A 20,015-nucleotide genomic window follows, 5' to 3' on the forward strand; every position below is an offset into this window, starting at 1 on the left:
GTATTAATTCATTAATGGAAGCATGCTGGAGGTACGGCAGGGATGTCAACCTGATGTCAATTGGAACCACCACCGCGCGCGCGTCCCTGGCCACGGCCGTCGCGCTGACCCTGGCCGCCGTCGCCCAGCAGTTACTGCTGGTCGCGGGCCTGGGCGCCCTGCTCCCCGGCTGGCAGCCCTGGCCCTTCCTGCTGGCAGCGGCCCCCGCCTGGTGGCTGGCACGCCCACTGTGGGCCCACGCGGACCTCCCTCGCCCCACCGCACGGGCGATACGCGCACTGCACCGCATACCACCCCCGGTATACCTGGCGACCGTCCTGGCACTGGCGACCGCGGCCTGGGCGGTCCTCCAGCAGCACGAGCCGTACCTCGGCCACGAGGAGGCGGTGTACGCCAACAAGGCCCGCGCCTGGACCGACGGCACCCCCGACGCGGGCTGGGGCGAGTACCGTCCGCCCGGACTCCCGGCCCTCGGCCGCCTCGCCCTCGCTCTCCACAACGACGTGGGCAGCCTGCGTACGACGGCGCTCCTGCTCACCCTCTTCACCCTGACGGCGACCTACCTGACCGCGGCCCGCTGGACGACACCCCGCCGAGCGGTGGTCGTGACCCTCCTCCTGCTCTCGGGCCTCGGATTCCTGCGCCGGGTACCGCAGTTCCTCAACGACATAGGCGCCACAGGCCTGTTGCTGATCGTCGTCTTCCTCCTGACCCGCGCCCAGGAGGTACGCCGCTCCCGCGCCCTGCCCCTCGCGGCGGCCGTGGCGGTGGCCGCCTTCTACCTCCGCTACGGCAGCACGGGCAACCTCCTGGCGATCGCGCTGGCCGCGCTGTTCGCGTACGGCCCGCGCGCCTGGCTTGCACAGGGCCGCCGCCTGGCAGCCGCGCTGGCCGTCCTCGCCCTCGGCCTGCTGCCCCACTTCGTCCACGCCACACAGGTCACAGGATCACCGTTCGGCCTGATCCTGTGGGCGGGCACCCAGGCCAACCGCGTCTACGTCGGCGACGGCCTCGTCTACTACCTGGCGATCTTCCCGTACCGCCTGGCCGGAGACCTGGGAGCGGTGGTGATGACGGCGGGCCTGCTCCTGGCGGCAAGCGCGCTGCGTACGCGAGGGGACTCCGCGCGCAGCGCCCGCCGGGTCTTCCTGGCCTCGACGGCGGTCCTGATCCTCGTCGTCCTGGGTCTCGCGACGGACGGCGAACCGCGCTTCGTCTACCTCTCGGTCATCCTGCTCACGATCCTGGGCGTGGAGGCCGTGGCGGAGCGGACAGGACCCTGGAGAAAGGGCGCGCTGACCGCTGTAGCGGCCCTGGCGGCCCTGACCACCGCCGGTACGACCCAGGTCGTGGCCCACGGAGCGATGCCGGGCCCGACCAACCTGGCCCGCTCGACGGTCCCGGTCGCCGAAGACCTGACCTCGAACTCCCCCTGCCTCCTGGTCACCGGCTACGAACCGGAGGCGGGCTGGTACTCGGGCTGCGACGCGGTCACATACGCCCAGTACGCCCGTACGCCCCCACCCCCGAAAACCCGGGTCACCCTGCTCCTCTTCGACCACGGCCGCCTGCAGCCGGGCCCGGCCGCCCTGTCCCGCCTGATCGGCGACCGCGCGACGCGGGTGCGCACGATCCCGACGGAGGGGGCACTGGGCGAGGCGAGGGCGATCACGCTGCTCCCCTGAGCCCGCCGGAGTCCTCGTTCGGACGGACCGCCCTCATGGAGTGCTGGGCGCTGCCTGAGGGGCGGAAGTGGTCCCGTACATCCGGCCGATCGCGGGATCGACGTGGAAGACCGTGTTGGATCCGCCGTCCCGCACCGGGGCCTGCGCGGCCTGGACGTAGCCGCCGGTGACCGAGACGAAGGCGGCGCTCGTGGCGGCGATGCCGTACTGCGGGGAGTTGACGCCGCCCCCGGTGTCCTCGACGCCCGGGAAGACGGTCACGCCGGTGACGACCACCGGGACGGTCGCGCCCTGGACCTTCAGGCCCGCGAAGCCCCCGCCGCCCGCGAGGGTGTTGCCGCCGTCGCGGCGGAGCATGAGCCCGGTGAAGAGGACCGGGCTGGTGCCCTGCGCGTCCACGTACACACCGTTGAAGTTGTTGCGGTCGGTACTGAAGTTGGCGAAACTGCAGCCGCCGGCGCCCGTGCCGCTGCTCCAGGTGCCGGTCACCTGCAGACCGTGGGCCTTGTTGAACTCGGCCCGGCAGCCGATGAACTGCGAGTTGCTGGCGTTGGCGACGTAGAACCCACTCCCCTTGCAGCCGATCGCCTCCAGGTCGATCCAGGTGCAGTCCGTCATGGACAGACTGAACCCGTGCCCACCGCACTGACTGGCGACGATCCGGGTCCCCCGCCAGCTGTAGGCACCGTTGGGGCTGATCGTCGACGAGGTGTGGCGCGGGGCGGCGATGCCACGGCCCCCGACGCCCGTGATCGAGACGTCCTGGAGCACCACGCTGTGCACGAGCCCGTACGCCTGGATCCCGTCCACCGTGTTGCTCCCGGCGTTCGGCCCGAGGTCGCCGTTGAACATCCGGCCCCCCGGAAGCTGGGACCCGTCGATGCTGACGCCGAAGACCCGCTGCTCGGAACTGTGGCCGTCCGGCAGGACGTTGTGGTCCCAGGTCTGTTCGTCCAGGAACCGGATGACGGCGGGATTCAGCCCGGGGTCGTCAGGAGTGGGATGGACACCCTCCCCCTCCGTAGAGAAGTCCACACGAGGCTGGATCGAGGACAGACTCGGCTGGAGATGGTTCCCGTGGGTCCCCTGAAGGGTCACCCCGGACGGCACCTCCAAGGGCTGCCCGACCGAGTACGTCCCCGCGGGCAGATAGACCACCCCGCCACTCGGACACGCGGCCAGTGCCGAGTTGATGGCGGCCGCGTCATCGGTACTGCCGTCGCCGGTCGCCCCGTAGGGCGCGGCGGTTACGTCGATCCAGTCAGTGGGCGTCGTGGCAGCCGCCGAGGCACCACCGGCGGCGGCGATCGCCACGGCCCCGGAGGCCCCCGCGGTGGCAGCGGCGAGGAGAACACGTCTGCGCGAAGTTTCCATAAACCGTAACCGTCCGATCTCGTGAGGGGCCGGAATCCCGGCCCCTCACGGTGAGGCGTTCGTGCTCCGTGTACTACGAGGCGTGTACTACGGCTCGATGAGGATCGAGTTGATCGGCGTGAGGTTAGCCCACCGGAGGTAGTCCGGCTGGAGGGCGGTCCCGCACCCCGTGCCGTTGCTGCCCGTGCACAGCTTCACGGTCCAGCCGTCGGTCTGGTTGTTGTAGACCCAGTGGTATCCCTCCTGGTTGTAGAGCTTGTGGACTCCGCGGGCGTAGTAGACGTTCGTCGGACTGCTGGTGTCCGCGCTCTGACCCTGCGGGTAGATGCACACGGTCCCGACGGGGCAGTCGCTCTCGGCCGCGGACACCGGCCCCGCGCCCGCGCCCAACAGCCCGAACGCGAGAGCGATGGCCCCGGCGCCGCCCGCGAGTGCACGCCGGATCATTCCTGGTCGTTGAGATCTTGTTCCGCCCAGATGATCTTTCCCTCAGGGGTGTGGCGGGCGCCCCAGCGGTCGGTGAACTGGGCGACCAGCATCAGGCCGCGGCCGCCTTCGTCGAAGGCACGGGCACGACGAAGATGCGGGGCGGTACTGCTGCCGTCGGAGACTTCACAGGTCAGGCAGCCGTCTTCCCGTATCAGGCGCATTTGGATGGGGTCGGCGCCGTAGCGGATGGCGTTGGTGACCAGTTCGCTGACCACCAGCTCGGTCGTGAACGCCACTTCATCCAGTCCCCACGCGGCGAGCTGGTCTGCGGCGTATTTTCGCGCCTCGGAGACCACGGCGGGGTCGGCGGGCAAGCTCCAGGAGGCGTGGTGGGCGTCATCCAGGATGTGCGTGCGGGCCAGAAGAAGCGCAACGTCGTCGGAGGGCCGGTCGTGGAGCAGAGTCCGCAAGACAGCGTCGCAGCGCTCCTCCAGTGTGAGTGACGGGCGGGCCAGGGTTGCCCGGAGAAGGTCGAGTCCCACGTCGATGTCGCGCTCGGCCGAATGGATAAGGCCGTCGGTGTACAGGGCGAGTACGCTCCCCTCGGGAACATCGAACTCAGCGGTTTCGAAGGGGATGCCGCCCAGCCCCAGTGGAGGCCCGGCGGGCAGGTCGAGGAAGTCGACGGTGCCGTCGGGGGCGACCATGGCAGGGAAAGGATGTCCGGCCCGGGCCATCGAGCAGCGGCCGGACACCGGGTCATAAACCACGTACAGACAGCTTGCGCTCATCTCGCCGGCGCTGTCCCTGTCCGGGACTCCGCCGCTCTGCTGCTCGTCACGGTCCAGCCGCAGGACGATGTCGTCGAGCTGGGTGAGCAACTCGTCCGGTGGGAGGTCGACATCGGCCAGGGTCCGTACCGCCATCCGCAGCTGCCCCATCGTCGCGGAGGCTTGGATGCCGTGGCCGACCACGTCGCCCACCACCAGTGCCACCCGTGCCCCGGACAACGGGATCACATCGAACCAGTCCCCGCCCACCCCCGTACCCGGTACGGCAGGCAGATAGCGGGAGGCGATCTCCACGGCTGTTTGCCGGGGCGCTGCCCGGGGAAGCAGGCTGCGCCGAAGGGCCAGTGCGATGCTTCGTTCATGGGCGTATCGGCGGGCGTTGTCAACGCACACCGCAGCTCGTGCGGCCAGTTCCTCCGCCAGCAGCAGATCGCTGGCGTCGTAGGGAAACGCAGTACGGTGCCTGGCGAGGACCGCGACACCCAGCGTGGTGCCGCGAGCTCGCAGCGGCACCACGATCGTCGAGTGGATCCCGTAGGCGCGCATGCTGCGTTCACGCTCAGGGCTGCCGACCGCCCACCATCGCAGGGTTTTCTCATCGACCGGGTGCGACACAGCCTGGCCGAGGGCCAGAGCCCGGCCCGGTGGTGACTGCTCGTCGTACATGTGCCTCTTGCCCACCGGGACCACCGACTCGGGACATCCCTCCAGTACTGACCGCTGGGCGACCCGGCGGAAGAACTGGGACTCCGCGGCCACGCCGAAATCCGGATCCTCACCGGACAACACGGCGTCGAGCAGGTCGACGGTGACGAAATCGGCGAACCCGCCGACGGCCGTCTCCGCCAGTTCCTCGGCGGTGCGGGCCACATCCAGCGCGGTCCCGATATGCACGCTCGCCTCGTTCACCAGCTCCAGCCGCCGACGTGCCTGATACTGCTCGGTGGTGTCGAGGACAACCGCGGAGAAGCCGTGCATCCGGCCCGTTCGGTCCTTCAGCGGGGAGTACACCCCGGTCCACGCGTGCTCGCGGAGGTCGCCGGGAAAGCTCAGGTACCAGTCACGCGTGACCGACTCCCCGGTCATGAGCACCCGATCGGTGATACCGCGTAGCTCTTCCAGCCCGGGCAGCACCCGGCCGTGCTCCACCTCACCGGCGGGCAGACCGAACAGTTGCTGCTCCGTTCGGCCTGTCAGTTGTTCCATGGCCTCGTTGACGGCGACGAGCAGGGCCCGGTTGTCGAACAGTGCCACCGGGATCGGAAGCTGATCAAGACCCCATATGCGGACCAGCGCCGTCCTGGGATCCCCGTCGTCATCGGGGGAAGGCGCTGGCCCCTCGCCCGGGGAAGGCTGCGATCCGGGGACGGTCACGGTCACGGTGACGTACCACTCGAGCTGTCGGGCCACGCCGAGTAGCGGCAGAGCCTGAGCGGTCACACGGACGACATGCCCGTCCGCCTGCCGGAGCGCCAGCGGCGCGCTCCAGGCTCTTCGCTCGGCGAAACCGGCCCTGGCGGTCTCGGGCAGCTCCGCCGCGAGCAGCCGGGCGGCCGGCCTCCCGATGACGTCATCGTCATCGCGGCCGAGAAGGCGACGGGCCTTGCTGCTCCACGCGGTGATGGTGCCCCGCGCGTCGACCACCAGCACAGCGGCCTCATCCGGCGCCGTGCTCTGATGTCCGTCGTCTCCGCCCGCACGCATGACATCGTTCTCACCCATCGGGACACTCCCGTCCCGTCCCGGGCCCAGAGCACCCCGGCCCTCAACCAACACTTCAAAGGTACGTCGACCCGTCCGCGGTGTCGCGCAGGGCTGTGCCAAGATTCTTGATCTTGGATCAGCGCTGATCAGGTGATGCCGAGGATGGTCAGTGGCCGGTGGAACGGCTCGTAGGACATCTCGCCAAGGGCACCGGCGATGGCGGCGCTCACGCCAAAATGGCTGCGACGTACCCCTTCTCTCGCATCAGGCGGCTGAACGCTACATGCCATGTCTGCTGGCCCTGATCCACGTTTCCGCAGATCAGGGCCACTTCGTAGTGCCCGGTGAGGCACTGGCGGAGGATACGAGATTCGAGTTCTGACCTGCGGTGCGGCTGTGGCGAGTGGGGCTACTGAACGGTGCTGTACGGAGGTGAATGCAACCAGAACTGCAACCATCGCCCGCCTATTTGCCGCTCTCCGGGCCGTACCACTGGAGAGCCTGGCCGGTCACTGCCGCGATGCGGACGAAGTCGTGGTCGCGGTGCAGGAGGGTGAGCCCTTGCAGCTCGGCCGTCGCGGCGACGACGAGATCCACCGCACCCGCACTGCGATGCTTTCCCTGTTTGGTGAGAGCTTCCTGGACCTGCCAGGCGCGGTCGTAGGCGCGGTCGTCGACGGGAACCCAACCGAAGATCAGTCGCATGTCCTCGATGCCGCACGCCCTGTCGGCGGCCGACCGGGCGCTGTAGAAGAACTCAAGCTCGGTGATCGGGCAGGTGGCGATGAGCCCGGCGGCTGCCGCCTGGTCCCAGCCGTACTGCTCCGCGTCCTCGCGCATGAACCGAGCGAGCGCGCTGGTGTCGATCAGGAACTGGGCCGCGTTCACCGGCGGTAGTTCCCCTTGTTCTCGAACAGCTCCAGATCGAATGCGCCGTCCCCGGCCGCGGCCCGCAGCCGGGCGAGAGCCAGGGCGCGACGCCTGCTCTCCAGCACCTCGCGAAGAGCGGTGTTGACCGTCTCCTTCTTGGTGCTCGTCCCGAGGGCTTTCGCGACATCCGCGACCAGGTCGTCGTCCAGGTCGATAACCGTCCGACTCACGAGTGCCTCCCTGATATCAAATGTGGGATTGATTATATCTCACGAGGTGCCCCGCGAGGTGGCACACCCGGGCACCCGGGCATCCGGGCATCCGGGCACCCGGCCTGGCCGCCGAGTCCTACGCGGGCATCACGCCATGGATGCGGGAGAGAGTGAAGACACGTTCCGCTTCGCGCAGGTGGCACCAGGCGTCGAGGTAGGGCGGGTCGAGTTCCAGGTCGCTGAGGGTGCGTACGGTCCGGTTGCCCGAGGTGGCGATGTACTCGACCGTGATGGCCGCACCGGTGTCGATGGCATGGGCGACCTGGCGGACGTCGCTGTACGACAGGTGCTTCGCGTATCCGGAGACGATCTCCTCGGTGTCCGTCGCGAAAGGCACCCCGCTGCCGAACGGGTCGGGTTCCGGTGCCGTCGGCGGGGCCTTGAGCAGCCGGTCGGCCAGGACGTCCATGCCGGCGTCGGTGGGCATGTCCGCGGCGCGGGTTGCGGTGGTCCGGGGGCCGCGCCGCCCGACGTTCCTTCGCGGGGGCGGGACGGCAGCGGCGGCCCTCTGCGGCAGGCGCTTTTCGACGCGTACCGTTCCCCCGGCGGTCTCGGCGACCGGGGCGTAGCCCGCGGCACGGAGCGCGGCGAGAGCCGTCGCGGGTGGGCTGCCGCTGACCAGGACCGTCGGGGCGAGCTGCCGCAGGGCGAGCTTGGACAGTGCGCGGTGGGCGGCGAGTTCGGCCAGGAGCGCGGGTTCGTCGCCGTGGATGACACAGGCCGCAGGGGCGATGCGCACCCGTCCGTGACCTCGCGCGGTGTCGGCGATGAGATAGGTCAGCGGCTGTGGCAGGGCCGTGGCGGAGCTACCTGCCAGGTCGGCTGTGATGTCGTCCGGGGTGCGGCCGGCGTCCAGGGCCCGGCGGATACTGCCGGCGCTGAAGCGCCATACCGACGCCGTGCCACTGGTCTCCCGGTCGGCCGTCGAATCCAGCAGCGCCGCGAGTCGCGCGGACGGGGTGCCGGTGACGACGGCGGTGAGGTCGGCGCCGATCCGGGCGGTCGTGGTCGCGGGGGGCAGCAGCCGCCGGGCCGTGATGTCGAGCTCTTCGTCGGCGTGGGCCGCCAGGTGGGCACCGAGCGGGGACAGCGCACCCCGTGCCAGCACGCCCAGCAGTTCGCCTTCGCGGATCACGGTGCTGAACGGTGCCGTGTCCTCGGGGGAGGCGTCGTCGGCGAGCGGACGGTGCCAGGCCACGAGCGGCCCCAGCTCCGAAGCGAGCTTCACCCCCTGTCCTGCCGGGAGCCCCGCTGCCGCTGTGAGCAGCCCGTGGCGGGCCTGCAGACAGCCGCCGCAGTCAGGCGCACCGGCGAGCGCGGGAAGCGCCTTGTTGTCTTCGTCGCGCGCCCGGGTGGGGGTGAGCGGCAGGTCCCGCCATGCCCGGAGCAGTACGGCGAGTTGTTCTGCGGGCTCCTGCTCGGCCCAGGCGTCGTACGCCTCGGTGGGAGGTACGCGATCGCCGTCGCGGGCCAGCAGTCCGGCGGCGTACGCGGTCTCCAGGGCGATGCGTACGACGGCGTCGTCCGCTTGGGCGGCCTTGCCGAGCCGGGCCAGTTCACGCGCGCCGATCCCGCCCGACTTCAGCCGGGTCGGCGGAGCGGTCGCGCACGCCGAAAGGACGGAGGCGGCATGGGCCGCGAACGCGGTGGCTGCCACCGCGGCCTCCCGCTCCACCTCCGAGGAGGTGATGGGCACCAACTGTGGGACGGGCGGCAGAGGTTCGAACGGAGCGTGCCAATCGGGGCCCCGCAGAGCCAAGGCCACCTCGGCCGGCATCCGGACGGGCCCGTACCGGTGACGGTCCTGGAGCAGAAGCCCGCGGTCGAGTGCCCATCGGGCGCCTGGTCGGAGGTCCGGGCCAGGAGCCCCGAACACGACGAACAGTGACTGACGCGGCGTGGACCTGGCGCTCTGCTCAAGCAACTTCCGTGTGGCCGCCGGTGCCCCAGCCACCAACGCGGCGACCCGTTTCGCGTCACTGTGATGCTCCACCAGAGCCGCGAGTCGCTGCTGCTTGGTGCCGGGTGGCTTGATACCCAGGACCGCCAGCATGCCGCGCAGTTCCTCCGAGGTGGTGCCGGCCAGCAGCTCTTCCAGCGGAGCGTCAAGTCCCAGGGGCGTGCTCCACGCCTCCCGCAAGGGCGTAGGCATGCGGAGTGCCTCGTTGCCGTCCTGCCACACGAGCGCCCGATCCGACAGCGCCTCCAGGGTCGCGTCCAGCGCGTGTACCGCCGCAGGGGATGTCGAGCCGAGCAGCTCCGCGAGGCTGTCCCGGGTCGCTCCTGCTCCCAGGGCGGCCAGCGCCTCGGCGGCCTGCAAGCACGGCAGCGTGAGTTGCGGCAGGACGAGTGCCACGGACCCCGGACGTTGGAGACGGTCCGCCAGTTCCCCCACCGAGCGTGGTTCCGGAGAGGAGGCTGCGTCCTTCCGCATGGCGAGTACGCGTGCCAGGCGGGAACCGTCGAGTTCGCTCAGCCAAGTCGCAAGAGTCGATCGGGACTTCATGAGGTGCACCTCGACAGACAGGGAACGTACAGGCGGGCCGAAGCCGCTTCGGGGCCAAGGTCAAGGATGGCGCAATTCCATGATCCACGGATGCCGTACGAAGATGGTGTCCGGGGCACCTCCCCGCCGCGGGCCCAGCCCGACGAGACGAGCCGACGGCAGTGGAAGATCTGGCTACCCGCTCGACGAAAGCCACTGGCCAGGAGACGGCCTACCCCGCCGCCGCGTTGGGGCGGGCTGCTGTTGGTGGTGATCACGATCTTCTGGCCGGCCACCGGACCCTCGCCGAGGTGGACAGGATGTCCGGCACCGAATCGAGGAGCCGGTCACCGCGCTGTGCCGACGCGACGGCTGCACCGACGTCCGTCGCGTCGGAGGGGCTGGGGGCAACGGGTCCGACGTGACCGGACGCGTCCCTGACGGCCGCACGGTGATCATCCAGTGCAAGCACTACCTCGGATACCCAGGTGGCGCAGTGCGGATGTTGCGGCGCCGGCGCCGCACATTCCGTGTGCTCCGGGGCCTGGTGGGGTGGCGGCCGAGCAGAGGAAGACACCTGCGAGGCCGGTGGAGTAGGGGTTGAGGGCAGGGCGGGCGCCGAGGATGAGGCGGGGGATCGTCTCGGCGCCGGTGAGGATGTCACCGCCGGCGAAGTTGGGGTTGGCGGTGGCGAAGTCGGCGGGCCGTGTGGTGCGCAGGCCCACGATCCGTTCGCGGGCGCCGGGGGCGAATCTCTCCAACTGGCCGAGGATCGCTTCGGTGGCGTCGCCGTCGTAGCCGTGCGGGACGTGGGCATAGGCCCAGACCGGGTGCACGTCCGCGACCGACCGTGAGGGGTCTGCCAGGTATTGCTGGCCGACGAGAACGAAGGGGCGCTCGGGCATCCGCCCGGCCGTCACGTCCTTCTCCGCCCGCGCGATCTCGGCGATGGGGCCGCCGAGGTGCACGGTGCCGGCGCGGCGCGCGTGCGGGTTCCTCCACGGCACCCCTTCCTCGACGGCCAGGTCGAGCTTGAAGGCGCCGGGACCTCGGCGGAACCGCTGGTAGGCGGCCCGCGTTCGGGTGGGGAGCCGGTCGCCGTAGATGCGGGCGACCTGGCCGGGGTCGAGGTCGAGCAGTGTCACGTCTGCGGGTGGGAGCTGGGAGGCGTGGGTGACGCGGACACCGGTGCGGACCTCGCCGCCGTGCTCGGTCAGCACCTTTTCCATGCTGCGGGCGATGGCTTGCGAGCCGCCTTCGGCGACGGCCCACCCGGCGCTGTGGCCGGCGGTGAGGATGCCGAGACCGACCGCCGAACCGAGCGGGCGGGAGAGCGGGCGGAAGGCGTGCGCCGCGATGCCGGCCCACAGCGCCCGGGCCTGCGGGGTCCGGAACAGGCGGGCGAGGAGCGTGGCGGGCAGCACGGTCGGAAGACCGAACCGGGCGAGCAGCAGCGGATGCGCCGGGACCTTGAGTAGCGGCCCCATCACGTCCTGCGCGAGTGCGTCCCAGTCACGCACCGGAGCTCCCATGAGTGCCCGGTAGCGGTTCCCGTCGGCTCCGAGCATGCGGGCGGTGTCCTCGACGGAGCGAAGAAGCACCCCGGCCGAGCCGTCGTCCAGCGGATGCGCGCAGTCGACCTCCGGCAGCCGCCACCGCAGCCCGTACCGCTCGAGTTCCAGTGACCGAAGCGCCGGGGAGGCGACCGCCATCGGGTGGACGGCGGAGCAGTGGTCGTGCAGCAGCCCGGGCAGCAGCGCCTCGTAGCTGCGGGTGCCGCCACCGACCTCGTCCGCGGCCTCCAGAAGGGTGACCTGGAGCCCGGCCTTGGCGAGCAGGGCGGCGGCGGCGAGCCCGTTCGGGCCGCCACCGACAACGACAGCCGACGTCATGACACCGTGTCCAGGGGCGGCGTGCCCGCGCCGGGCCCCGGCCGCAGCGGGCCGAAGGACCGCACGTCGTAGACGGGGTAGTCAGGGCCGTCGGTGGGCCAGGGCTGGCGGGCGAGCATGTCCTGGACTGTGACGCGGCCGCGCTCCAGCAGGCCGAGGGCGGCGTCGTGCACCTCGTAGTCCTGGGTCTGGCGGTGGATCGGCTGGCCCTCCAGGCAGATCACCCGGAGCTCGCCGGGTGCGAAGCCGCACCGGGCCTGTACGGCGCGCAGCAGCTGGTCGTCGTGGAGGTGGCCCTCGCCGAAGTTCCAGCCGATCGCGAAGCCGGCGACGAGTTCGCCGTCCATCACGACGACGTCGTCCTGGCCGTCGGTGACGCGGTCGATCAGGCCGTTGTGCGCGCGGCCGTGCGAGTGCATCGACCTCCAGCTCTGCACCTTCTGGCCCATGATCATGGCGGTGTCCGCGTCGTAGAGGCTTTCCAGCTGATGGGTCGGAAGCCGGCACGCCGTGGTGAGACCGGCCTCCAGACGCTCCAGGGCATCACCGGTGAACAGCCAGACGCTCGTGGCCCAGTTCCCCGCGTAGTAGCGCATGGCCGGCAGGAACGACACCAGGTCGGGACGCACGTTGCCGAGGACAGGCACGAGCAGCAGGCTCGGCAGGATCACCACGAGCAACCAGGGCGACTGCAGATCCCGGACCGACACGTCACCGTGGGCACCGAAGAGGTGGAACAGCGAGAAGACGAAGAAGATGTTCCACTCCAGCGGCACGCCCATGGGCACCGTCGAGAAGATGTGGAGGTGGAAGACGGCCATGAAGACGAGGGCCGCCCAGGTCCAGAAGCCGCCTTCGCCGAGAAAGACCAGGTAGAGCGGGACGGCGTACTCCGTGGCGGTGCCGACGTGGGCCAGCAGGAACGACAGGCGTGAGGGGCGCAGGTCACGGGGGTGGTCGCGGTAGAAGATCCGCTTGAGGCCGGAGGGAATCAGCGGCGCGTTGCTCATCATCGTCGCCACCACGAAGGGGAAGTGGTGGTTGAGCTTCGAGGTCGCGGCTCCCCACCACAGGGCCAGCATGACGAACGTGAAGCCGATGAACATGTCGGTGTAGGGGAAGAAGAACAACAGCAGCGACAGCCAGTACTGCTCGCCGCGGGCCGCCAGGAAGATGGTCTTGTCACGCAGTCCCAGCACTCCCAGGAAGACGAGGAGCGGGACGACGGCGAACGGGCTGAGCAGGCCGATGTCACTTACGCCGGGGATCGTGCCGCCGGTGCCGGGCCTGCTGAGCAGCCACCCGCCGGAGGCGAGCACGGCGGCGTAGAGGAGGACATCGACGCCGCTACGGCGATCGCCCCGGGTCAGCGGCACCCGCTCGGGCCAGGGCGGGAGGCGGATGGTTCCCGGCCGGAGCCAGTACAGGACGGCGCCGATCGGCGGGCTGAAGCGGGACGTCAGCGGGCCGGAACCGCATCCCAGTCCGATCACTTCGTACAGGAGCGTGAAGACGATGAGCTTCTGGTAGACGATCGGCTCGGACCACCAGGAGGAGAAGTCGGTGAGCGATCCGATGCCCGGGGTCAGCGCGATGACGAAGGCCGCCCCGCCGACGTAGAACAGGCACTTCACGACGTAGAAGAGATACACCGCGTACGGGCTGCCGAAGCCGTGCTCGACCCAGTGCCGGGTGAGCGTCCGCAGGCGCTCACCGCGCGGGAGGGCACCGAAGGTGCCGGCGTCGACCGGGGGCAGCTGGGGTTTCATGAATCCCATGGGAACCTCGTTGTTCTCGGGGTGGCGCGGCTCAGCGGACGGATGCGAGCAGCCGGCGGCGCAGCGCGGGCTTGTCGATCTTGCCGACGGAGTTCTTGGGGACCTCGGGCACGACAACGACGTCGGCCGGGATCTTGTAGGCGGCAAGGCGGGAGCCGAGGAACTCGGGGATCTCGGCCGGGGACAGCTCCGCGCCGTCGCGCAGGGAGACGAAGGCGACCGGGACCTCGCCCATCACCTGGTCGGAGCGGCCCACGACGGCCGCCTCAAGAACGGCGGGGTGGTCGTGCAGGACGGTCTCGATCTCCTTGGGGTAGATGTTCTCCCCACCTCGGATGATCATGTCCTTCACGCGGTCGACGAGGACCAGGTAGCCGTCCTCGTCGAGCCGGCCCACATCACCGGTGTGCAGCCAGCCGTCCCGGATGGTCCTGGCGGTCTCCTCGGGCCGGTTGAGGTAGCCGCGCATCACGGTCGGGCCGGAGACGACCACCTCGCCGGCGCTGCCGTCGGTGACCAGGCGGCCGTCCTCATCCATGATCGCCACCGTCTGGTCCGCCAGCGGCAGCCCGACCGTGCCGGGCTTGCGGACGCCGTCGAGCGGGTTGGTGGTAGAGGCGCAGGTCGCCTCGGACAGGCCGTAGCCCTCAATGAGCCGGACCCCGAAACGCCGCTCCACCAGGCCGATGAGCTGGGGAGGCATGGGCGCCGCGCCGCATACGACGAAGCGGAGCGAAGAGGTGTCCGGCCGCACCTCGGGCGGCAGATTCGCCAGCATCGCGTAGATCGCCGGGACGCCGGAGAAGAAGGTGGGCCGGGCTTTCTCCACCGCGGCGAAGAACTCCTTGGCGCTGAAGCGTCCCACGATCGTGGCCTGTCCGCCGGCCCGCAGCGGCGACAGGATGCTGATCACGATGCCGTTGACGTGGAACAGCGGCAGGACGAGGAGGCTGTGATCCGCCTCGGTCAGCTTCATCCCGTCGACCATCGCCGCGGTCATCGCGTCGATGTTGCGGTGCAGGAGTTCGACGCCCTTGGGGCGCCCGGTGGTGCCGCTGGTGTAGATGACCAGGGCCAGGTCGTCCAGTCCGGACCCGGGGTCCGCGGGCAGCACCGGCAGCCCGGCGTCAGGAGCCGGTCCGGCCAGTTCCTGAAGCGTGAGAGCGGTGACGGTCCCTGGCAGCTCGGCCGACCGCGCCTCGACGACGACGATCTTCGCGCGGGAGTCCACGAGCTGGTAGCTCGTCTCCACACCGGTCAGCGCCGGATTGACCGGTGTGATCGCCGCTCCCAGGCGCCAGGCGGCGAACATCACCACCACGAGTTCCGCCCTGTTGGCGAGTCTGACCGCGACGACGTCTCCACGGCCGACACCCCGGTCGGCGAAGTGGCGGGCGTATCCCTCGATCAGGTCGTCGAAAGCGGCGTTCGAGAGCTGACCGGACACGTCGTCGGTGACGGCCGGCGCGTCCGGATCTTGTTCGCGGCGCACAGCGGGCAGGCGGCTCAGGTTCATGGAAGCGTGCACCTCGAAAGTGGTCAAGGGGGGACGTATCCAGGTGAAGGTAGGTCCCGGCATACGACAGCGGCCACGGACGCGCACCACAAGACGGGGAGAGCTGTTTGTGCTCCACGCATAAACATGACAGAGGGATCGCGCCGTAGGATGCGTGTCATGCCGACGGAGCAGGTCCTGGTCGCCCGTGCGGCGGGCCGTCTCTTGGAAGAACGCGAGCGCCTCATCGCGAGCCTCGTGCGGGTGACACGCGCCCAGATCAGCGCACTCGACCACGACGCCGCCTCGCGCTCCCTTCTTGAGGCGAGTATCACCGAGAACATCGTGGCCGCGATGAACTTCCTCCAGCAGGGAATCGACGCGCAGCATCTCGAAGCCCCGACCGCGGCCCTCGCCTACGCCAGGATGCTGGCGCAGCGCGACGTGCCCCTCTCGGCGCTCATCAGGGCCTACCGCATCGGCCACTCCACGTTTCTCGATACGGCCTTCACGGTCCTCGACGACCTGCCCGCCGAGGACCGGCTCTCGCTGGTCGTCGCGCTGGTCCGCCGGTCCGCGCAGTTCATCGACCTGGTCTGCGAACAGGTCGGCCGCACCTACGAGCTCGAACGCGAACGGTGGGTGGCCAGCCAGAGCGGTGTCCGCCAGCAGTGGGTCAACGAACTCCTCGGCGGCGGCCCGGTCGACCGGGCCGCCGCCGAGCGGGCGCTGCGCTATCCGCTGGACGCGGTCCATGTCGCCTGCACGCTGTGGCCGGTCGGGCAGATGAGCTCCTTCGACCTGGTCTCTGCCGTGGAGGAGGTCCGTGCACGCGCGGTGTCGGTGCTACGGGCCCGCGCCTGCCTCGTCGTACCGACCGACGAGCTGGAATCACGGTTGTGGTTCGCACTGCCCGCCAGGGCCGACGACGGACTCCAAGCCCTCGCGCCTCCGGACGGGGTCTTCCTGCACGCGGCCATCGGGCGGCCGGGGGCCGACCTGGCCGGCTTCCGCACCTCGGCACGCCAGGCCGGCCGGGTCAAGGAGATCGTCGCTGCCCGGCTCGGCCGGCCCGGGGACAAAGACCACGCGATCCACCGGCCCGTGGGACCGCGGTGGGTGCCGTACGACGACGTGGCCCCCATCGCCCTGATGGCCGGTGACCTGGAAGCCGTCCGCGAATTCGTGACGGTGACGCTGGGAGACCTGGCGCAATCCAACACCCGCAACGCCATGTTGCGCGAGACGCTGCAGGCTTTCCTCACGCACCACCGCAGTTACGCGGCCACGGCGGAGGTGATGAACCTGCACCGCAACTCGATCCAGTACCGGGTACAGCACGCGACCGCGCTGCTGCCGGAAGCGGCAGAGAGCCTTGAGGACGACTACAACGTCCGCACCGCACTCCTGGCCGCGCAATGGCTCGGAGGGCCGGTGCTGTTCTGAGGACGAGGGCCGCGTCACCCTCCTCATCGACGGCTCGCCGGCCGGTGCCGTCCTCCTCAGAACTGGCTCCGGCCCAGGTACGCCCACGGATGTGGAGACAACCCGTGCGGCCGGAAGGCCGGCTATCGCCCTCAGAAGCAGCAGACCCGCCGCGAGCACAAGTCCACCGAGTCCCGTGCTGGGCGCCGCACGATCGGTCTGCCCGATCCGCTGATCAAGCTTCTCCGTCAGCACCAGGAGCAGCAGGGGAAGGAGCGGATCGAGGCCGGCACCGACTGGGAGGCCAAGGGATCCATCTTCGCCTCCCCGACCGGCGGCCCTCTGAGCCCGAACACCGACTTCCACATCTGGAAGCGGCTCCTGAAGGACGCGGGAGTAGCGCGAGTACGGGACGTCCGTCTGCATGACGCCCGCCACACCGCCGCGACCGTCCTCCTGATCCTCGGCGTCCCGGATGTCGTGGTCGACGCGATCAGGACGAACTGAGACGGAAAGTGAGACGGACAACGACGAAGGGCCCCACCGCGAACGGTGGGGCCCTTCGACATCGTGCCCGGTGAGGCACTGGCGGAGGATACGAGATTCGAACTCGTGAGGGGTTGCCCCCAACACGCTTTCCAAGCGTGCGCCCTAGGCCACTAGGCGAATCCTCCGCCGGGAACATTACATGACCTGAGGGGGTGCTTGCGAACTCGTTCGGGCCCCCTGCGATCAGGTACGCTGGGCCTCAGCCCCTCACGCGGCGCTATCTGACTGAACTCCCCCAGGGCCGGAAGGCAGCAAGGGTAGGTTGGCTCTGGCGGGTGCGTGGGGGGTCTTCTGTTTGACCGGTGCCGCAGGAACACGTTCGGTGTGTTCTGGGTGATAAACAGGTCCAGCTCTCGCCGCCGGGCGGTGTACCGGTCGGGGGAGTGGAACGCCTCGGTGTACCCGGCGAAACCGAGCGACTTCTTCTTCACCTTCACCAGGCTCTTGTTGCGCCCCCGCTGTAGCTGCGAAGTCGCGTTCCACGAGCGCCGCCTCGGTCGTGATCCGGGCCGGTGGTTCGGGGAGGCGGTCGATGATCATCCAGGCGGTCTCGCGGGCGCGCTGGAGCGCGGACATGTGCACTTCGTCGATGTGTACGCCGGCCGCGACCAGCCTGGCAACCCGCTCGGCCGCCTGTTCGGCCTGGTTGGTGCCGAGGTCGGTGAGGGGACGGGCGGGGCCGACTGTCAGTGGGGGCCGATATCGTCGTATGCGTGTCGTCCCTTGCGCTGTACCGCCGCTATCGCCCGGAGTCGTTCGCCGAGGTCATCGGGCAGGAGCATGTAACCGACCCGCTGCAGCAGGCGCTGCGGAACAACCGGGTCAATCACGCGTACCTGTTCAGCGGGCCGCGCGGCTGTGGCAAGACGACCAGCGCGCGCATCCTGGCGCGCTGCCTGAACTGCGCGCAGGGGCCCACGCCCACGCCCTGCGGCGAGTGCCAGTCCTGCCAGGACCTGGCGCGCAACGGCCCGGGGTCGATCGACGTCATCGAGATCGACGCCGCGTCGCACGGTGGTGTGGACGACGCCCGTGACCTGCGAGAAAAGGCATTCTTCGGCCCTGCGAGCAGCCGCTACAAGATCTACATCATCGACGAGGCCCACATGGTCACGTCGGCCGGTTTCAACGCGCTGCTCAAGGTCGTCGAGGAGCCGCCGGAGCACCTCAAGTTCATCTTCGCGACCACGGAACCCGAGAAGGTCATCGGGACGATCCGTTCCCGGACCCACCACTACCCCTTCCGGCTGGTCCCGCCGGGCACGCTCCGCGACTACCTCGGCGAGGTCTGCGGCCAGGAGAACATCCCGGTCGCCGACGGCGTACTCCCCCTGGTCGTCCGCTCCGGAGCGGGGTCCGTACGAGACTCCATGTCCGTCATGGACCAGCTGCTGGCCGGCGCCGGTGCCGAGGGCGTGACCTACGCCATGGCCACCTCCCTGCTCGGCTACACGGACGGCTCGCTGCTCGACTCCGTGGTCGAGGCGTTCGCCTCCGGGGACGGCGCGGCGGCCTTCGAGGTCGTCGACCGCATCATCGAGGGCGGCAACGACCCCCGCCGCTTCGTCGCCGACCTGCTCGAACGCCTGCGCGACCTGGTGATCCTCGCCGCCGTGCCCGACGCGGCGGAGAAGGGGCTCATCGACGCCCCCGTGGACGTGGTCGAGCGTATGCAGGCCCAGGCCGGCGTCTTCGGCGCCGCCGAACTCAGCCGCGCCGCCGACCTCGTCAACGACGGCCTCACGGAGATGCGCGGCGCGACCTCGCCCCGACTCCAGCTGGAACTGATCTGCGCGCGCGTGCTGCTGCCGGCCGCGTACGGCGACGAACGCTCGGTCATGGCCCGCCTCGACAAGCTGGAGCGGGGCATCAACTTCTCCGGCGGTCCGGCCGCTGGCACGGGCGGGGCAGGCATCCCCATGGGGTACGTGCCGGGACCGGGCGCGCACGGCGTGCCCGCCGCGTACGAGGGGGCGGTGCCCGGCGGCGCTGGTGGCACTGGCGGTGGTGCTGTGGGCGCGCCGGTCATGCCTCCTGCCGGATCGGGTGCACCTGGTGTGCCGGGTGTGCCGGGTGTGCCCGGTGGCGGTGGCGTGTCCGGTACGGCGGACACGGTCGCCGCGCCTGCTCCGCCCCCTCAGCCCCAGCCCCAGTCCCATCCCCAGGCCCCGGCCCCGGCTGCACCCGCCCCGGCTCCAGCCGCTCCCGGTGCCTGGCCCACCGCGACGAGCGCGGGCAGTGGGCGGCGCCCCGGTGGCTGGCCCACAGCCACGCCCGCGGGCACCGGACAGCCCCCGGCGCCCGCCGCAGCCGCGCCGCCATCGACACCGGCCTACGCCCAGCCCCAGTCCCAGCCCCCCCAGGCTCAGACGCCCGCCGCGCCGACCGGCGCCCCCGTGCCCGGCGGCCTTGACCCCCGCATGCTCTGGCCGAACATCCTGGAGTCGGTGAAGAACCGCCGCCGGTTCACCTGGATCCTGCTCAGCCAGAACGCCCAGGTCAGCGGCTTCGACGGCACCACACTCCAGCTGGGCTTCATGAACGCGGGCGCGCGGGACAACTTCTCCAGCAGCGGCAGCGAGGAAGTGCTGAAGCAGGCGCTGTTGGAACAGTTCAACGTCCAGTGGCGGATCGAGGCGGTCGTCGACCCGACGGGTGGCGGCGGTGGGGGTGGTGGTCAGGTCGCTCCGGCGACCGGTGGTTACGGCGGAGGGGGTGCGCCCGGCGGTTACGGCGGAGGTGGCTACGGCGGGGGAGGCGGCGGTGGAGGTGGTTACGGCGGCGCCGCGTCGACGTCCGCCGCCCCCCAGCAGCAGCAGCCCGCGCCCCCGTCTCCGGCGTCCACGCAGGCCCCGGCACCCCGGCCCCAGGCCTCCGCGCCGGCACCGGCACCGGCACCGCGGGCCTCGGCTCCGGAACCCCCGCCGATCGCCCCGGAGGACGATGTCCCCGAGGACGACGATCCCGACCTCGACGAGTCCGCGCTTTCCGGGCACGAGATGATCGTGCGGGAGTTGGGGGCGACGGTGCTGGAGGAGTTCTCGAACGAGTAGGCGGGTGGGTGTGCTGGGCGGGGTTTCTCGCCCCCGCCGCCCCTACCCGTCCCATCCTCGGGGGCTCCGCCCCCGAACCCCCGTATCGCGCTGAACGCGCTCGTCCTCAAACGCCGGACGGCTGACTACCCAGCCCGTCCGGCGTTTGAGGACGAGGCCGTTCAGGCCGACAGCGGGGGCCTGGGGGCGGCAGCCCCCAGCGACGCCCGCACC

The 20,015-nt window shown here is 70.4% G+C and carries 12 protein-coding genes, 1 tRNA gene, 1 other RNA gene and 3 pseudogenes; 6 read left to right on the forward strand and 11 right to left on the reverse strand.

The features are described 5' to 3' along the window. The first annotated feature begins 53 nt into the window (after positions 1-53). Entirely contained in the window at positions 54-1,685 is a 1,632-nt protein-coding gene (locus LUX31_RS23635) for a glycosyltransferase family 39 protein (protein WP_235476968.1), read from the forward strand. 33 nt (positions 1,686-1,718) lie between these two features. Here LUX31_RS23635 and LUX31_RS23640 read toward each other — a convergent pair whose 3' ends face one another. The 6 genes from LUX31_RS23640 to LUX31_RS23665 all read right to left on the reverse strand — a co-directional run bounded on the left by LUX31_RS23640 (position 1,719) and on the right by LUX31_RS23665 (position 9,631). Then, a complete protein-coding gene (locus LUX31_RS23640) occupies positions 1,719-3,059 on the reverse strand; it encodes a right-handed parallel beta-helix repeat-containing protein (RefSeq protein WP_235476969.1) in 1,341 nt (446 codons plus the stop codon). Positions 3,060-3,146: 87 nt separating this feature from the next. Further along, positions 3,147-3,506, reverse strand: a complete 360-nt coding sequence (locus tag LUX31_RS23645) for a hypothetical protein (protein WP_235476970.1) — start codon at positions 3,504-3,506, stop codon at positions 3,147-3,149. Continuing rightward, positions 3,503-6,001: an ATP-binding SpoIIE family protein phosphatase gene (locus LUX31_RS23650; protein ID WP_235476971.1), complete on the reverse strand. Its 2,499-nt coding sequence runs from the start codon at positions 5,999-6,001 to the stop codon at positions 3,503-3,505. Before LUX31_RS23650 ends, LUX31_RS23645 begins: the two co-directional genes overlap by 4 nt. Positions 6,002-6,448: 447 nt before the next feature. Beyond that, complete coding sequence (locus tag LUX31_RS23655) at positions 6,449-6,871, reverse strand: PIN domain nuclease (protein WP_235476972.1); 423 nt, start codon at positions 6,869-6,871, stop codon at positions 6,449-6,451. Then, on the reverse strand, positions 6,868-7,083 hold the full coding sequence (locus LUX31_RS23660; protein ID WP_053752751.1) for a type II toxin-antitoxin system VapB family antitoxin: 216 nt from the start codon (positions 7,081-7,083) through the stop codon (positions 6,868-6,870). The genes LUX31_RS23655 and LUX31_RS23660 overlap by 4 nt, the downstream gene beginning before the upstream one ends. Positions 7,084-7,201: 118 nt before the next feature. Continuing rightward, on the reverse strand, positions 7,202-9,631 hold the full coding sequence (locus tag LUX31_RS23665) for a helicase-associated domain-containing protein (protein WP_235476973.1): 2,430 nt from the start codon (positions 9,629-9,631) through the stop codon (positions 7,202-7,204). Between the two features lie 334 nt (positions 9,632-9,965). Here LUX31_RS23665 and LUX31_RS37935 point away from each other — a divergent pair. Then, a pseudogene (locus LUX31_RS37935) lies at positions 9,966-10,031 on the forward strand (restriction endonuclease); the annotation flags it as partial. A gap of 34 nt (positions 10,032-10,065) precedes the next feature. Here the strand turns inward: LUX31_RS37935 and LUX31_RS23675 are convergent. From LUX31_RS23675 to LUX31_RS23685, 3 genes are read right to left on the reverse strand one after another with little or no spacing between them, the layout of a single operon-like run. After that, positions 10,066-11,502 (reverse strand): phytoene desaturase family protein, encoded by a 1,437-nt coding sequence (locus LUX31_RS23675; protein ID WP_235476974.1) that lies wholly within the window; start codon positions 11,500-11,502, stop codon positions 10,066-10,068. Further along, positions 11,499-13,280 carry a DUF3556 domain-containing protein gene (locus LUX31_RS23680; RefSeq protein ID WP_235476975.1) on the reverse strand — a complete coding sequence of 594 codons (1,782 nt, stop codon included), beginning with the start codon at positions 13,278-13,280 and terminating at the stop codon, positions 11,499-11,501. The genes LUX31_RS23675 and LUX31_RS23680 overlap by 4 nt, the downstream gene beginning before the upstream one ends. 31 nt (positions 13,281-13,311) lie before the next feature. Beyond that, the gene (locus LUX31_RS23685; RefSeq protein WP_235476976.1) at positions 13,312-14,796 is read right to left on the reverse strand and encodes a class I adenylate-forming enzyme family protein; all 1,485 of its coding nucleotides are present in this window, start codon (positions 14,794-14,796) and stop codon (positions 13,312-13,314) included. A gap of 159 nt (positions 14,797-14,955) precedes the next feature. Between LUX31_RS23685 and LUX31_RS23690 the strand changes: the two genes are divergently transcribed. Both LUX31_RS23690 and LUX31_RS23695 read left to right on the forward strand, forming a co-directional pair. Continuing rightward, the gene (locus LUX31_RS23690) at positions 14,956-16,221 is read left to right on the forward strand and encodes a PucR family transcriptional regulator (RefSeq protein WP_235476977.1); all 1,266 of its coding nucleotides are present in this window, start codon (positions 14,956-14,958) and stop codon (positions 16,219-16,221) included. A 63-nt stretch (positions 16,222-16,284) separates the two neighbouring features. Further along, positions 16,285-16,695 (forward strand): annotated as a pseudogene (locus tag LUX31_RS23695) (tyrosine-type recombinase/integrase); the annotation flags it as partial. A 91-nt stretch (positions 16,696-16,786) separates the two neighbouring features. Here the strand turns inward: LUX31_RS23695 and LUX31_RS23700 are convergent. After that, positions 16,787-16,874 (reverse strand) — tRNA-Ser (locus LUX31_RS23700). 73 nt (positions 16,875-16,947) lie between these two features. Between LUX31_RS23700 and ffs the strand changes: the two genes are divergently transcribed. Next, positions 16,948-17,044, forward strand: an RNA gene (ffs, locus tag LUX31_RS23705) — signal recognition particle sRNA small type. A gap of 98 nt (positions 17,045-17,142) precedes the next feature. Here the strand turns inward: ffs and LUX31_RS37940 are convergent. Next, a pseudogene (locus tag LUX31_RS37940) lies at positions 17,143-17,460 on the reverse strand (phosphoglycerate mutase family protein); the annotation flags it as partial. A gap of 2 nt (positions 17,461-17,462) precedes the next feature. Between LUX31_RS37940 and LUX31_RS23710 the strand changes: the two are divergent. Continuing rightward, positions 17,463-19,802 carry a DNA polymerase III subunit gamma and tau gene (locus LUX31_RS23710; protein WP_235476978.1) on the forward strand — a complete coding sequence of 780 codons (2,340 nt, stop codon included), beginning with the start codon at positions 17,463-17,465 and terminating at the stop codon, positions 19,800-19,802. Positions 19,803-20,015: the final 213 nt, after the last annotated feature.

Source organism: Streptomyces sp. GQFP (assembly GCF_021545335.1).
Classification (GTDB): domain Bacteria; phylum Actinomycetota; class Actinomycetes; order Streptomycetales; family Streptomycetaceae; genus Streptomyces.

Coding starts and splice junctions, on each gene's coding strand:
- LUX31_RS23635 (WP_235476968.1), top strand. CDS start 54: ATGTCAATTGGAACCACCACCGCGCGCGCGTCCCTGGCCACGGCCGTC.
- LUX31_RS23640 (WP_235476969.1), bottom strand. CDS start 3,059: ATGGAAACTTCGCGCAGACGTGTTCTCCTCGCCGCTGCCACCGCGGGG.
- LUX31_RS23645 (WP_235476970.1), bottom strand. CDS start 3,506: ATGATCCGGCGTGCACTCGCGGGCGGCGCCGGGGCCATCGCTCTCGCG.
- LUX31_RS23650 (WP_235476971.1), bottom strand. CDS start 6,001: ATGGGTGAGAACGATGTCATGCGTGCGGGCGGAGACGACGGACATCAG.
- LUX31_RS23665 (WP_235476973.1), bottom strand. CDS start 9,631: ATGAAGTCCCGATCGACTCTTGCGACTTGGCTGAGCGAACTCGACGGT.
- LUX31_RS23675 (WP_235476974.1), bottom strand. CDS start 11,502: ATGACGTCGGCTGTCGTTGTCGGTGGCGGCCCGAACGGGCTCGCCGCC.
- LUX31_RS23680 (WP_235476975.1), bottom strand. CDS start 13,280: ATGGGATTCATGAAACCCCAGCTGCCCCCGGTCGACGCCGGCACCTTC.
- LUX31_RS23685 (WP_235476976.1), bottom strand. CDS start 14,796: ATGAACCTGAGCCGCCTGCCCGCTGTGCGCCGCGAACAAGATCCGGAC.
- LUX31_RS23690 (WP_235476977.1), top strand. CDS start 14,956: ATGCCGACGGAGCAGGTCCTGGTCGCCCGTGCGGCGGGCCGTCTCTTG.